At 73.6% G+C, this 12,979-nt stretch carries 10 protein-coding genes and 1 tRNA gene; 6 read left to right on the top strand and 5 right to left on the bottom strand.

Annotated features, from left to right (window positions below; translation table 11 throughout):
• Positions 1–63: 63 nt before the first annotated feature.
• Together ACTWP5_RS23940 and ACTWP5_RS23935 are read left to right on the top strand one after the other, a co-directional pair.
• Complete coding sequence (locus tag ACTWP5_RS23940; protein WP_443223155.1) at positions 64–1,518, top strand: diaminopimelate decarboxylase; 1,455 nt, start codon at positions 64–66, stop codon at positions 1,516–1,518.
• Positions 1,519–1,584: 66 nt separating this feature from the next.
• On the top strand, positions 1,585–2,028 hold the full coding sequence (locus ACTWP5_RS23935; protein WP_443223221.1) for a hypothetical protein: 444 nt from the start codon (positions 1,585–1,587) through the stop codon (positions 2,026–2,028).
• A gap of 410 nt (positions 2,029–2,438) precedes the next feature.
• Here ACTWP5_RS23935 and ACTWP5_RS23930 read toward each other — a convergent pair whose 3' ends face one another.
• Positions 2,439–3,833 carry a cystathionine beta-synthase gene (locus tag ACTWP5_RS23930; protein ID WP_443223154.1) on the bottom strand — a complete coding sequence of 465 codons (1,395 nt, stop codon included), beginning with the start codon at positions 3,831–3,833 and terminating at the stop codon, positions 2,439–2,441.
• Between the two features lie 160 nt (positions 3,834–3,993).
• On the opposite strand from ACTWP5_RS23930, the gene ACTWP5_RS23925 reads away from it, so the two are divergent.
• The 3 genes from ACTWP5_RS23925 (at position 3,994) to ACTWP5_RS23915 (ending at position 6,808) form a co-directional block, all read left to right on the top strand.
• A complete protein-coding gene (locus tag ACTWP5_RS23925) occupies positions 3,994–5,022 on the top strand; it encodes an SGNH/GDSL hydrolase family protein (RefSeq protein ID WP_443223153.1) in 1,029 nt (342 codons plus the stop codon).
• Positions 5,023–5,252: 230 nt separating this feature from the next.
• Positions 5,253–6,341: a hypothetical protein gene (locus ACTWP5_RS23920; protein WP_443223152.1), complete on the top strand. Its 1,089-nt coding sequence runs from the start codon at positions 5,253–5,255 to the stop codon at positions 6,339–6,341.
• Positions 6,338–6,808, top strand: coding sequence for a hypothetical protein (locus ACTWP5_RS23915; RefSeq protein WP_443223151.1), 471 nt, complete (start codon positions 6,338–6,340; stop codon positions 6,806–6,808). Before ACTWP5_RS23920 ends, ACTWP5_RS23915 begins: the two co-directional genes overlap by 4 nt.
• Before the next feature lie 95 nt (positions 6,809–6,903).
• Here the strand turns inward: ACTWP5_RS23915 and ACTWP5_RS23910 are convergent, their stop codons facing one another.
• Together ACTWP5_RS23910 and ACTWP5_RS23905 are read right to left on the bottom strand one after the other, a co-directional pair.
• Positions 6,904–7,743 (bottom strand): Bax inhibitor-1/YccA family protein, encoded by an 840-nt coding sequence (locus ACTWP5_RS23910; protein WP_443223150.1) that lies wholly within the window; start codon positions 7,741–7,743, stop codon positions 6,904–6,906.
• Between the two features lie 271 nt (positions 7,744–8,014).
• A tRNA-Leu gene (locus ACTWP5_RS23905) sits at positions 8,015–8,098 on the bottom strand.
• Between the two features lie 310 nt (positions 8,099–8,408).
• Between ACTWP5_RS23905 and ACTWP5_RS23900 the strand changes: the two genes are divergently transcribed.
• Positions 8,409–9,269 (top strand): ABC transporter ATP-binding protein, encoded by an 861-nt coding sequence (locus ACTWP5_RS23900; RefSeq protein ID WP_443223149.1) that lies wholly within the window; start codon positions 8,409–8,411, stop codon positions 9,267–9,269.
• A 145-nt stretch (positions 9,270–9,414) separates the two neighbouring features.
• Here the strand turns inward: ACTWP5_RS23900 and ACTWP5_RS23895 are convergent, their stop codons facing one another.
• Both ACTWP5_RS23895 and ACTWP5_RS23890 read right to left on the bottom strand, forming a co-directional pair.
• Positions 9,415–10,830: an NAD(P)/FAD-dependent oxidoreductase gene (locus tag ACTWP5_RS23895; protein ID WP_443223148.1), complete on the bottom strand. Its 1,416-nt coding sequence runs from the start codon at positions 10,828–10,830 to the stop codon at positions 9,415–9,417.
• A 326-nt stretch (positions 10,831–11,156) separates the two neighbouring features.
• Entirely contained in the window at positions 11,157–12,848 is a 1,692-nt protein-coding gene (locus tag ACTWP5_RS23890) for a hypothetical protein (RefSeq protein ID WP_443223147.1), read from the bottom strand.
• Positions 12,849–12,979 lie beyond the last annotated feature (131 nt).

Raw genomic sequence — 12,979 nt, 5'->3', positions numbered from 1 at the left:
CCCGCTCTCCCCATACCCCTACCCCGCGTTGCGGCGCCGAGCCGGCGTGCTTGGCTGGAGGGCATGGTGGACGACATCGACCAGCGCGGCCGGGGCGGCCAGCGCGACGAGGGGGGCCAGGTGGGCGACGGGGTGCGCGAGGAGCACGGGGACCCGACGGACGGGGAGCGGACGGACGGGGAGGAGGCGGTGCGGCGCGAGGACCGCGCCCGCGCCGGGCGGCGCGACCGCGCCGTGCGCGCGGCCGTCGAGCGGGGCTTCCTCAGCGACGAGGAGCCGCTCGTGGCGCTGCTGGACCTCGACGCCGTGCGCGAGGCCGCGCGGGCCCTCCACGGCGCGTTCGAGGAGGTGCTGGCGCCCGGCCAGGAGGTGCTGCACACCTTCGCCGTGAAGGCCGGCTCGCTCGTGCCGGTGCTGCGGCTGCTGGACGAGCTCGGCGTCGGCTGCGAGGTGGCCAGCCCCGGCGAGCTGGCGCTGGCCCGCGCGGCCGGCGTGGCGCCGGAGCACATCGTGCTCGACTCCCCCGCCAAGACGATGACGGAGCTGCGCGAGGCCCTGGACGTCGGCATCGCGCTCAACGCGGACAACCCGCAGGAGCTCGCCCGGCTCGACGAGCTGGTCGCCGCCCGCGGCGACCGTCCCCCGGTGGGCGGGCTCGGCCTGCGCATCAACCCACAGCTGGGTGCCGGCAGCATCGACGCGATGAGCACGGCGACCGCCACCTCGAAGTTCGGCGTGGCGCTCGCGGACGACGGCGCCCGCGAGTGGGTGGTGAACGCCTACCGGGAGCGGCCCTGGCTGACGCGGATCCACTGCCACGTCGGCTCCCAGGGCGTGCCCCTGACGCTGATGGCCGCGGGGGTGCGCGCCACGTACGAGCTCGCCGAGGAGATCAACGCGGCGGTCGGCGCTCACCGCGTCGACACCCTCGACATCGGCGGCGGGCTGCCGGTCAACTTCGCCTCCGAGGACACCACGCCGACCTTCGCCGCGTACGCGCGGCTGCTGCGGCGGGAGGTGCCGGGGCTCTTCGACGGCCGGTACCGCCTGGTCACCGAGTTCGGCCGCTCGCTGCTGGCGAAGGCCGGGCTGGTCCTGGCGCGGGTGGAGTACGCGAAGTCGGCCGGTGGCCGCCCCATCGCCGTGACCCACGCCGGGGCGCAGGTCGCCACGAGGACCGTGTTCGCCCCCGAGTCGTGGCCGATCCGGGTCGCCGCCTACGACCCTCAGGGCCGGCCGAAGACGGGCACGTTGCGTCGCCAGGACGTCGCGGGTCCGTGCTGTTTCGCCGGGGACCTCGTGGCGCGGGACCGCGAGCTGCCGGAGCTGGCCGCGGGAGACCTGACGGCGCTGCTCGACACGGGTGCGTACTACTTCTCGACGCCGTTCGGATACAACGCTCTGCCACGACCGGTTGTATACGGTTTCTCGGCCGAGGAGGACCCGGTCTCCTTCACCGTGGTGCGCCGCGGCCAGACCCTCGCGGAGCTCGTGGCCGAGTCCGGGGGTGAGGCGTGACCCACCGCAAGAGGGGGGCTAACCCCCCTGTCGGCGCCGCGCCATGTGGCTACCGTGGGAGGCATGATGAGTTCTCGTGACCCCGGACGTGACCGCGGCATGGAGCTCGGCGGGGATCTCAAGGGAGATCTCGACGCCGCGGTGCAGACCCGCAAGGAGCTCGGCGCGGCGTACGAGGACGAGCTCGTCGAGTCGTTCCTGGAGAAGGTCGAGCAGCGGATCGACGCCACCGTCGAGAAGCGCCTGCGCCGCCAGCTCGCCGAGCAGCAGATGGTGATCGCCCGCGGCGGGCGGGCCGGACAGCCGGAGGAGTCGCGCGGCCCCGGGCCGGCGTTCGGCCTGGCAGCGCTGTCGTTGGTGCTGGCCATCCCGCTCTCCGCGATCGCCGCGGCCCAGGCCGAGCTGGCGGGCCTGCTGGTCTGCTGGGGCGGCATCGTCGGTGTCAACCTCAGCTACGCCTGGGGGCGGCTGCGGCGTGCCGACAGTCCCCCGTCCTCCGACTGGGACTGAGGTCGCCCCGCCGGCACCGCGACGCACGTGCCCGACGGCCCGCACGGGATCGCCCCGTGCGGGCCGTCGGCGTGAGGCCGCGGGGAGGAGGGGGAGGTGTTGGCGGGGACCGCCGCACCCCGGCGACGAAGGCGCCAGGGGCGGGACGACGGCGGTCCCCGCGGGGACGCGGGCCGGGTCGGGGCCTCGCGTCCGGGCGACCAGGGAGGTCCGGGAGCCGCTCCGGAGGTCCTTGGTGCCGACATCCATAACTGTGCCGGACCGGTGTTAACGAGGCGTTGCCCGGCCGTGACACTTCGGCATCGGTTCCACGGCCACAGCGTCACGGCGCGTGACGGCCCTCACACTCCCCTCCCGCCCGGGACGGCTCCGGTCTCCCGCCGCCTCGCCGCCCCTCGCGGGCGGCGGGCTCAGACGCCCTCGGCGAGGAACGTCAGCAGGTCCTGACGGCTGACGACCCCGACCGGCTTCCCCTCCACCAGCACTATCGCCGCGTCCGCCGCGCGCAGCACCGCCATCAGGTCCCCCACCGGCTCACCCGAGCCGACCTGCGGCAGGGGCGGGCTCATGTGCTCCTCCAGCCGGTCGGCGAGCCCGGCGCGCTTGCTGAAGAGCGCGTCCAGCAGTTCCTTCTCCACCACCGAGCCGACGACCTCGGCCGCCATCACGTCCGGGTGCCCGGCGCCCGGCTTCACCACCGGCATCTGCGAGACGCCGTACTCGCGCAGCACCTCGATCGCCTCGCCCACGGTCTCGTCCGGGTGCATGTGGACGAGCGAGGGCATGTCGCCCTGCTTGCGCCGCAGCACGTCGGCGACGCGCGACTGCGGCTCGCCGCCCTCCAGGAAGCCGTAGTCGGCCATCCACTCGTCGTTGAAGATCTTGCTGAGGTACCCGCGACCGCCGTCGGGCAGCAGCACCACCACCACGTCGTCCGGCCCGAGGCGCCGCGCCACGTCCAGCGCCGCGACCACCGCCATGCCGCAGGAGCCGCCCACCAGCAGGCCCTCCTCGCGCGCGAGCCGCCGGGTCATCTGGAAGGAGTCCTTGTCGGAGACGGCCACCACCTCGTCGGCCACGCCCCGGTCGTAGGCGTCCGGCCAGAAGTCCTCGCCGACGCCCTCCACCAGGTAGGGGCGGCCGGTGCCGCCCGAGTAGACCGACCCCTCGGGGTCGGCGCCGACGACGCGCACCCGGCCGTCGCTGGCCTCCTTCAGGTACCTGCCGACCCCCGAGATCGTGCCGCCCGTGCCGATGCCGGCGACGAAGTGCGTGATGCGGCCACCCGTCTGCTCCCACAGCTCCGGGCCGGTGGTCTGGTAGTGCGAGAGCGGGTTGCCCGGGTTGCTGTACTGGTCGGGCTTCCACGCGCCGGGGGTCTCCCTGACCAGGCGGTCGGAGACGTTGTAGTAGGAGTCGGGGTGCTCCGGGGCCACGGCCGTGGGGCAGACGACGACCTCGGCGCCGTAGGCCCGCAGCGTGTTGATCTTGTCCGTGGAGACCTTGTCGGGGACGACGAAGACGCAGCGGTAGCCGCGCTGCTGGGCGACGATGGCGAGGCCGACGCCGGTGTTGCCGGAGGTCGGCTCGACGATGGTGCCGCCGGGGCGCAGCTCCCCCGAGCGCTCGGCGGCCTCGATCATGGTCAGCGCGATCCGGTCCTTGACCGAGCCACCCGGGTTCAGGTACTCGACCTTCGCCAGCACCGTGGCGGCGATCCCCTCCGTCACCCGACCGAGCCGCACCAACGGGGTGTTGCCCACAAGATCGATCACCGACTCGTAATACTGCACCTGGATCTCCATTAATCCGAGTATGTCTGGTACCGGGCCTACGGTCCGTACCGAGTGCACCCTAGTGCGTTGCGCGGCCTCTCGCGCTGGGCAGAGCATGAGTAGCCGGCCGGGACTCGGGCCGACGCGGAGACGCGAGGAGGCGCAGCGGGCGATGTCGTCGAGGGCGAGGGTGGCACGCAGGATCGCGACCGCCGCGGCCTACGGGGGCGGTGGCATCGGTCTGCTCGGCGGCGCGGCGGCCGGGCTGCTGTTGACGGAGGTGCAGTACGCCCGCCGCCGGCTGAGCGGCGGACCCAGCCAGGAGCCGCCCGTCGCCGACGGCGTCTACGGCACGGCGTTCGCCGCCACCCCCGGCCCGCCGTGGCGGCTGGCGATGCTCGGCGACTCCACCGCCGCCGGCCAGGGCGTCCACCGCGCCGCGCAGACCCCGGGCGCACTCCTCGCCTCCGGCCTGGCGGCCGTCTCGGAGCGCACCGTGGAGCTGCACAGCGTGGCGCTCTCCGGTGCCCGCTCCGACGACCTCGAACGGCAGGTGTCGCTGCTGCTGACCGAGCCGGGCAGGGCGCCCGTCCCCGACGTCTGCGTGATCATGATCGGCGCCAACGACGTCACCGGCCGGGTGCCCCCGGCACGCTCGGTGAAGCACCTGGCCGAGGCGGTGACGCGGCTGCGCACCGCCGGCAGCCAGGTCATCGTCGGCACCTGTCCCGACCTCGGCACGGTGGAGCCGGTGCCCCCGCCGCTGCGGTGGGTCGCCCGACGGCTGTGCCGCCAGCTGGCCGCGGCCCAGACCATCGCCGCCGTGGAGCTCGGCGGCAGGACCGTCTCGCTCGGCGACCTGCTCGGGCCGGAGTTCGCCGCCCACCCCCGGGAGCTCTTCGGGCCCGACCAGTACCACCCGTCGGCCGAGGGGTACGCCACGGCCGCCATGGCGCTGCTGCCGACGCTCTGCTCGGCGCTGGACGCCTGGCCCGAGGAGCGGCCGGCCCTCCCGCCGCGCGAGCGGCTGATGCCGGTGGCGCGCGCCGCCGTCGCCGCCGCGGAGGAGGGCGGCACGGAGGTGGCGGCGGCCGAGAGCCAGGGCCGGCGCACGCCGTGGGCGCTGCTGCGCCTGCGGCGTCGGCGCGGCCTGCCGGAGGAGCGGACGGAGTCCGCGGGCGGCGGTCAGGGGAACGCCGACCACGCGGCTGTCACGTGAGCCCCCGCGACCGCCACCGGGCGCCGCGTATATAGCAGCGATACCGAAGCGGACCCGGGATGTGATGCACGCCGCGTCGCATCGGCAACGCCGCAGCTCAGAAGGGGTCGCGTGGGGGCGCATGGGGCGAAAGTCCCGCCCGATTCGTGACGTTTCGGACTGCCCCGCGTGGCCGTGTCACGGAAACCTGAGATAAGAAATCAGGGACCACGAGCACTGGGAGCGAGTCCGTGAGCGCCATATCCGTCATTCTCCTGGCGACCGCAGGCACCGCCGTGGGCCTGGGCGTCGCGGCCCTGCACACCGCCCGCGGCCTGCGGGCGGACATCGCGGCGCTGCGCGCCGAGCTGACCGGGCCCTCGCGGGCCACCGTTCCCCCGGCCAGGCACGCTCCCGAGCAGGCGATCCACAGCGCCGTCGCGGAGGCGCTGGCGGCCGAGCGCGAGCGGGAGCTGGCCGAGGCCCGCGCGTACTGGGCGGAGCAGGAGGCCCGGGAGGCGCGCGAGGCCAGCGAGGCCGGGACGGCGCCGGGTAGGGCCCGGGGGCCGCTGCCTGGCGGTTCGGGCCTCGGGCGGGGCGGCGTCACCCCCGCCGACGAGGAGCTGCTGGACGCCCTCCTGGAGCGGTACCTGCTGAGCGACTCCGGGTACGCCACGCCGCTGCGCGACGGCGTGGTGTTCGTACCGCGCCAGCCCGGTCTGGAGGGCCTGGAGGGTCTGGAGGGCCTGGACGAGCCCCAACCCGACGCGGAGTCGGCCGCCGACGCCGCCACGGCCGCGCTGCGCGAGCTGGACGGGCCCGACGACGCCGAGCACGGCGAGAGCGCCGACCACGACGAGGCGTACGAGGTCGACGAGGAGTACGAGGGCGACGCCGACGAGGACGAGCACGAGGACGAGGAGCCGGGCGCGGGACGGGGCGAACGCCCCGACGCGGCGGAGCTGGCCGCCGCCCGCCGCCGCCACCCCTCCCACCCCGGGTACACGCTGACCGGCGAGCCCGTGGACCGCTCCCACCAGCGCACCGCCGCCCGCCTCTCCCAGCTCGCCGAGGCCCGCACGCCGCTCACCGAGGTCAGGCCGGGCCCGCTGGGCACCCTCGACGTCCTCCTCTTCGCCGACGGCACCACGCTGTGTCTCTCCCCCAGCCACCGGCAGGCCGCGGAGCGGCTCGCGGCGGCCGTGCGCGACGGCCACGAGCCGGTGCTGATGGGCGGCTCGGGCATCGCCGGCGCCTACGCGCTGACGTTCTCCTGCGGAGAGGAAAGCGTCTACCTGCTCGTGGACCGCGTCGTCGCCACCTCCACGCGCAGGCGATGAGCGCTTCGCCTCCGGGGCCCGGCGCGCGGAACGGCGCCGTCGGCGCGCCCGAGACCCTCGACGCGCTCGACGCGCTGGTGGAGCGGCTCAGTGACCGGCTGCGCGCGCTGCCGGAGAGCGCCCTGCGCCGGGGCGCCGCCGCTCGCGGGCTCGCACTGGCCCGGGAGCTGGCGCGCCGCGCCCACCGCCTGGAGCCGCCGGACCCGACACGTCCGGCTCTGCCGGCCGAACCAGGGGGGTCGGCTCTGCCGGCCGAACCAGGCGAGTCGCCGGCCCCCGCCGGTGCGGCGGGCGGTCCGTCGCCGCGGGAGCGTGAGCTCCCGGACGCGGGGATCTACGCCGTCGGCGACCAGCTCGCCGTCGCCGGGCACGACCTGGTGGAGGCCCTGCGCGCCGCGCCGCCGGGCCCGGACGCCGAGGCGGAGCTGAGCGCCGCGCTCGCGCTGCTCGGCTCCCAGCGCTTCTGACACCCCGTTCCCATGGCACGCGGAGGGCACGCGGGACGGACGTTGTCCAGCGGGCCCTCCGCGTGCCATGGGTGCGCGCACTGGGCGCGCACCCGCTACTCGCCCTGCAGGATGTACACCAGCCGCAGGAACTCCAGGTAGATCCAGACGAGGGTCAGGGTCAGCCCGAAGGCCGCCAGCCACGACTCCTCCTCCGGCGCGCCGTACGCCACGCCGTCCTCGACCATCTTGAAGTCGAGGGCGAGGAAGCAGGCACCGAGCACGACGCCCGCGATGCCGAACAGCACGCCGAGGCCGCCGTCGCGCAGACCCAGGCCGTTCCCGTCACCGATGACGGCGACGATGAGGTTGACCGCCGACAGCAGCACGAAGCCGATGGCCGCGGCCATCACGAAGCGCGTGAAGCGCGCCGTGACCCGGATGATCCGCTGCTTGTACATGAAGAGCACGCCGGCGAAGACCGCCATCGTGCCGAGCACCGCCTGCATCGCCGCGCCGGGGGCGGCGGCGTTGATCGCGGCGCTGATGGTGCCGAGGAAGAGACCCTCGGCCACCGCGTACGCCAGGATCAGCGGCGGGGACGCCTTGCGCCGGAAGGACTGCCACAGGGCCAGGCCCATGCCGACGAGGGCGAAGAGGAAGCCCAGGCCGAGGGGCATGTCCGAGATCCACGCGGCCGCGGCCGCGACGATCACGGTGCCCAGGGTGAGGGCGGTACGCGAGACGACGCTGTCGATCGTCATCACGCCACCGCGCGGCGGGGCGGCCGGCGGCGTCACGGTGCCGTCGGGTCCCACCTGCGGCTGGGCGTAGGGGTTGGTGGGGCTGCCCGCGTACGGAGTCCCGGTCGCCAGCTGCGGTCCGGCGTTGAAGCCGGCGTAGCCACCGTCCCGACTGAACCCCCGACGCGTGAAGACCGGGTTGCTACTCCTCATCTCACTCCTCCATGGCCGCACGGCGCGGCCTTGACCACCAGAGTAATGCTTTAGCAAAGACCGCACGGTAGTGCATAGGGAGAAACGAGCGGAAGGGCTCGACTGTTCCGAGCTGGTACCGGCTTGGGCGGCCCTGGCCGCCCTTCCGGGTGAGGGCCGGGTGGGGGCCCTGGTGGAAGCCGGTCCGCCGCCTCACCGACGCCGGCCGGCGCACGGCTTGCGCGGCGGCACGCCGCCAGGCCGGGAGGGGCCGCGCTGCGACCCGTGGGAGTGCCCGGAGCCGGACTTGAACCGGCACGGCCCGAGGGGGCCAGCGAGTTTTAAGCTCACCGTGTCTACATTCCACCATCCGGGCACGGTTCCCAGGCCGTTTGGAGTGCGCGCCTTGTGGGGCTCCCAACTGAGCTTAACGGTGACTCTCCCCTGAACAGCGGTGTCTCTTACGGATGTTGTCTGATTTTATGAGCCCCTGATGTCCTGTCAGGGGTGACGTCCCGGTCACGCGTATGACTGGCTGGTAACCCCGGCGTGGGAATGACGCAAATCCACCCTCTGCGCACGCGTGCGCACAGAATGAATGCACGTGCATCCGGGGAGGCTCCTACCCAGGGACGATGCGAAACCCGCTCCCCGGCGAATGACGAACGGGCGAACGCTGGGTCACGATGGGACCTGCGGGACGTACCCCGTCGAACTGCCGAGCTCCCAACCGTCCGTCCGCCGCACCGTCGAACCATCGAGCCGTCGAGTGGGAGGCGCACCAGGTGTCAGCCGTCGTCGCCGAGGCCAACAAGCTCACCAAGACCTACGGAACGGGCCCCACCCGGGTCGTCGCCGTCGACGAGGTCTCCGTCGCGTTCCGCCAGGGCGAGTACACCGCGATCATGGGCCCCTCGGGCTCGGGCAAGTCCACCCTCATGCACTGCATGGCGGGCCTGGACACCGTGTCGTCCGGCTCCACCCGCATCGGCGACACCGAGCTGACGTCGCTGAACGACCGCTCGTTGACGCGGCTGCGCCGCGACCGCGTGGGGTTCGTCTTCCAGTCCTTCAACCTGATGCCGATGCTCAACGCCCTGGAGAACATCCGACTCCCGATGGAGATCGCGGGCCGCAGGCCGGACCCCGACTGGCTCGACAGGGTCATCGCCACGGTCGGCCTCCGCGACCGGCTGCGCCACCGGCCGGCACAGCTCTCCGGCGGGCAGCAGCAACGGGTGGCGGTCGCCCGCGCGTTGGCCGGCCGGCCCGACGTCATCTTCGCGGACGAACCCACGGGAAACCTCGACTCCCGTGCCAGCGCCGAGATCCTCGGCTTCCTGCGCAACTCGGTGCGCGAACTCGGCCAGACGGTGGTGATGGTGACGCACGACCCGGTCGCCGCCTCCTACGCGGACCGGGTCGTCTTCCTCGCCGACGGCCGCGTCGACGGTCACATGGAGCGGCCCACGGCCGAGCGGGTCCTGGAGCACCTGCGCCGCTTCGAGCTCCCGCGACAGCCGACGGACACGCCCCCGGCGCCCTGACGGTCGTCCCTCGGTCCCCGGCGGGGCGGCGGCGCCCGGTGAGGGAGGGCGAGGCACCGCGCCTGACGCCGCGCCCCCACGACGACGGTGGCCGCCCCGTCCCCGGAGCGGCCACCGTGTCCCGTTCGCGTCCCGCGAGCCCTCGTCAGCCGGCCTTCGCCGCCTGGCGGCCCCGCTCCCCGGCCTGGTCCCGCTCGCGGTCCTCGCGGGCGGCGGCCGAGGCCGTGACGGGCGCGGCGGCCTCGTAGAACTCCTCGCGCGGGTGCTCCATCGCGCCGAGCGAGACGACCTCGCGCTTGAGGAACAGCGCCAGCGTCCACTCGGCGAAGACGCGCACCTTCCGGTTCCACGTCGGCACGGCCATGCCGTGGTAGCTGCGGTGCAGGTACCAGCCCAGCCGGCCGCGGAAGCGGAGGGTGAGCGGGCCGACCCGGATCATCGCGACGCCCTTGCGCAGGCCGAGGCCGGCGACCGCGCCCAGGCTGGCGTGCCGGTACTCGTGCTGCGGGAAGCCGCGCAGCGCGGCGATGACGTTGTCGCCCAGCACCTTCGCCTGGCGCAGCGCGTGCTGCGCGTTCGGCGGGCACCACGCGTTCTCCTGGCCGGCCGCGCGCGCCGCCAGGTCCGGTATCTGCGCGTTGTCGCCGGCCGACCACACGTGGTCGGTGCCGCGGACCTGGAGCGTGGGCTCGGTGTCCACGTGGCCCTTGGGGCCGAGCGGGAGGCCGAAGCGGGCCAGCGCCGGGTTGGGCTTGACGCCCGCGGTCCACACGAGGGTGCCGGCGTCGGCGGTGACGCCGTTGCTCAGCTCCACGTGCCCGTCGACGCAGGAGACGACGGAGGTCTTCAGGTGGACCTCGACGCCGCGCCTGGTCAGGTGCTCCAGGCCCCACTCGCCGAGCTTCGGACCGACCTCGGGGAGGATCCGGTCGGCGACGTCGACGAGGACGAAGCGCATGTCCTCGCGCCGGAGCGTCGGGTAGTACCTCACGGCGTCGCGGGCGAGGTCCTCGACCTCGCCGACGGTCTCCGCCCCGGCGAAGCCGCCGCCGACGAAGACGAAGGTCAACGCCTTGCGGCGGACCTCCTCGTCGGTGGTGGAGTCGGCCTTGTCCAGCTGCTCCAGCACGTGGTTGCGCAGCCCGATGGCCTCCTCGACGCCCTTCATGCCGATGCCCTGCTCGGCGAGGCCCGGGATGGGGAAGGTGCGGGAGACGGCGCCGAGGGCGACGATCAGGTAGTCGAAGGGGACCTCGTAGGAGGTGCCGACGAGCGGGGCGACGGTGGCCACCCGACGGTCCTGGTCGATGGTGGTGACGCGGCCGGTGAGGACCTCGGCCCTGGGGAGAACCCGGCGCAGCGGCACCACGACGTGCCGGGGGGAGATGCTGCCGGCGGCGGCCTCGGGGAGGAAGGGCTGGTAGGTCATGTACGAGCGCGGGTCGACGACGGTGACCGTGGCCTCGCCGTACCGCAGCTTCTTCATGATCCTGCGGGCGGCGTACAGGCCGACGTAACCACCGCCCACGACGAGAATGCGGGGACGCTCCGTGGTGCTCATGTCTTCGAGTATGCTCCCGCGTCCGGAGGGAGGCTCGTGAGCCCCTTCACAAGCTTGGTCGGACATTCTGGTACACTCCGCGTCCCGCGCTGCCCGACCCCGGCGATCCTGGCAACGTCGCAGGTCAGGGCGGGCGTTGGGCGGCCCGTGAGGCACGTCACGTGGCGGGCGGGGCGGCCGCGAGGGGACGAGGGCACCGCGGTGGGGGCGCGGTCGCCGGCAAGTATGTGAATAACTTCACGAACTCCGTGTCGCCGCGTCGTCCCTGGTGGGGACGGCGGACCCGCCCCGGGGGCCGCGCACTCGCGGACGGTGGGCACGACCGGTCAGGGCGTGATGGGATGCGGTCCCTGCCAAGCGCCCGTGTCGATCACCCACATGACCATGACCGTCCCGTTGCCGTTCACGAAGAAGGCGTCGAGCTGGTTGCCGGTCTGGCGCGCGAGGGTGACCGGGGCGGTGCCCGTCTCCGCGTCGGCGGGCGCGGTGTTCGGCGGGGAGAGGCCGACGGGGCCCTGCCACTCGCCGGGGTCGACGATCCACATCACGTTCACCGACCCGTTGACGTCGACGAACACGGCGTCCAGCTGGTTGCCGAGCTGCTTGGCCAGCGCCACGGTGGCCCCGGGCCAGGCGACGCCGGGCGGGCTGATGGGGTGCGGCCCCTGCCAGACCCCCGTGTCGACCACCCACATCACGCTGACCGCGCCGTCCCGGTCGACGAAGACCGCGTCCAGCTGGTGGTCGTTCTGCTTCGCCAGCGCGACGGGGGCTCCGGGCGGCGCGGTGTCGGGTGGGGTGAGGCGGACGGGGCCCTGCCAGACCCCGGCGTCGACCACCCACATCACGTTCACCGCCCCGTCCCGGTCGACGAAGACCGCGTCCAGCTGGTTGTCGAGCTGCCGCGCGAGGGCGACGGAGGTGGGGATTCCCCGCCCGGCCACGTCGGGCGGGCTGATGCCGACCGGACCCTCCCACTTCCCGGTGCCGACGACCCACATGACGTTGACCGCCCCGTCCTTGTCGACGAAGACGGCGTCCAGCTGCCGGGTGAGCTGTCTCCCCAGCGCGACCGGGGTGGGGACGCCTCGCTGCGCCACGTCGGGCGGAGTGAGACCGACCGGGCCCTGCCAGACCCCGGCGTCGACCACCCACATCACGTTCACCGACCCGTTGACGTCGACGAACACGGCGTCCAGCTGGCGGTCGTGCTGCTTCGCCATCGCCACGGGCCCCCCGGCCGGCGCCACGCCGGGCGGGCTCACCCGTAGCGGGCCGTGCCAGCTGCCGGTGCCGGTGATCCACATCATGTTCAGCGCCCCGTCGCGGTCGAAGGCCGCGACGTCGAGGTTCTTGGGAACTCCCGCGTACTCGAACTGGGGCGCCGCCGCCGCGTGCGCGGGGACGGGCGGCGGCGCCCAGACGACGCCCCACGCGGTGAACCGCAGGCGGAACTCCCCGCCGTCCCCGGTGATGGTCACCTCCTTCTCCACGGACTGGCCGCTCTCCGCCCGCTGGACCTCCTCCGCGGTGAACGTGAGCTCCACCGGGTCACCGATCGGGTCCTCGAAGTCAGGGGCTCCGGTGGGAATCGCCACCGCTCCCGAGACGCTCTGGGCGATCCGCTGGGAGATCACCTGCCGACTGGCGCCCAGGGCGCCGAAGACCGCGCTGGTCACCGCCCCCTCGGCTGCCATCCGCGTCGCCGAGGGAGAGCCCGAGTCGTGCTCCATCAGCTGGACGTGGGAGATCACGCGCTCGGGGTCGGGGAGGCTCGCGGGCATCCCCGTGTTCAGGCCCCAGAACGGCTTGGACTCCCTGAGGTCGGCCGTGTCTCCGTCGTTGAGGTTGTGGGGTCCGAAGAGCGCCACCTGGCTCGCGGGGATCGGCACGGGGAAGCCCTGGACGCTGACCGTGTGGTCGAGGTCGACGGTGGAGACCAGCACGAACGTCTCGTCCTCGCCGAAGGTCTCGGTGTTCTCCACGCAGTGGATGCTGTCGAGTCGTATCTGGATCACCGGTCCACACCTCCATGGGTCACGGCGGCCGGCGTCCTGGCCGCCGACACACGCTCGGGCTACCCACGAGGTATGAAATGACACATAACAGCTAAATCAGAAAAAAGCCGTAAATAGCCGGGGTCGTCGCC

The sequence above is a fragment of the Streptomyces sp. 4N509B genome (assembly GCF_052245655.1).
Lineage (GTDB): Bacteria > Actinomycetota > Actinomycetes > Streptomycetales > Streptomycetaceae > Streptomyces.
This window is presented reverse-complemented; position numbering and strand designations above follow the sequence as displayed.